Origin of the sequence: Defluviimonas salinarum, from assembly GCF_026013545.1 — a bacterium.
Taxonomy (GTDB): domain Bacteria; phylum Pseudomonadota; class Alphaproteobacteria; order Rhodobacterales; family Rhodobacteraceae; genus Albidovulum; species Albidovulum salinarum.
The window spans coordinates 1-1126 of the sequence record NZ_JAPDOG010000087.1 but is presented as its reverse complement, the minus strand read 5'-3'; the positions used below and the strand labels follow the sequence as shown (position 1 = coordinate 1126).

General features: G+C 54.3%; 2 pseudogenes. One reads left to right on the top strand and one right to left on the bottom strand.

Annotated features, from left to right (window positions below):
• Nucleotides 1-111 (top strand): annotated as a pseudogene (locus OM960_RS25390) (IS5/IS1182 family transposase); the annotation flags it as partial.
• Nucleotides 112-1037: 926 nt separating this feature from the next.
• Here the strand turns inward: OM960_RS25390 and OM960_RS25385 are convergent.
• A pseudogene (locus tag OM960_RS25385) lies at nt 1038-1126 on the bottom strand (IS5/IS1182 family transposase); the annotation flags it as partial.

Below are 1126 nucleotides of genomic sequence, written 5' to 3'. Positions count from 1 at the left end.
CTCAAGAACGCCCGCCGTGTCGCCACCCGCTACGACAAGACTGCCGAAAGCTTCCTGGGTTTCATCGACATAACCTCGATCCGCCTCTGGCTCCGCCAATTGTCAACATGACCTAACACATCTGTCGTAAGAAATTTTGGCTGGATCCACATTGCCGATAGCACAATTCCTTCCGGGCTAAGCAAGTTTCAATGTTAGGCTTAGGCAAATCCTTCGTTACTGAGAGTTAAAAGTATGACAAAACTGAATGTCACTCGCCGCTCAGCACTGACCATTCTTAGTAGCGCGTCGATGATTGCGATTGCCAATGCCACATCAAGCCTTGCGGCCACGTCCCTGCAGGAATTTGGCGTCCAGCTAAAAGCCTTGCCGGAAATTACCATCTACACGGCGCGGCGTGTCATCACCATGGAAGATAACAACCCTGAAATCGACGCGGTCGCCGTCGTAGGAGACCGTGTTCTCGCCGCCGGTCAGCGCGACGAAATCGTTGAACGTATCGGCTCGCAGCCATACCGGCTGGACGAACGCTTCTTTGAAAAAGTGATAATCGCCGGTTTGATCGACCAGCATGTGCATCCTTTTCTGGCCGCATTGACCCTCACTTCTGAGATCATATCGATCGAGGATTGGAATATTCCGACGGGTCGGTCGAAGGCCGCAATGGACGAGATGGATTACCGGGCCCGGTTGGAAGCGGCCGAAGCGGCTATGGCTGATCCCGACGCCTTGCTGCTTACCTGGGGATACCACCATTTCTTCCATGGAAATATAAGGCGCGCACAACTTGATGAAATTAGCGGAACCCGGCCCATTATAGTCCTTCACCGGTCTGCCCATGAGTTGATCTTCAACACGCCGGCGTTGGAGCTTCTTAGTATTTCCCAAGACTTCGTTGACGGCTTCGAAGGTCTTGCCCGTGAGCAATCAAGCTTCGAAGACGGCTATTTCTTTGAGGCAGGTATGTTCGCCGTTCTTCCGGCGGTCGCGCCTGTGCTGGCAACACCGGAGCGTCTAGGCTCCAGACTCATTGATCGTCAAAGCCAGAACAGGACGGTTGCGGCGAGTGCGACGGCGGAAAGGAAGGTCTTGGCGCATCTGTCGTAACGGGTTGCGACCCTGCGCC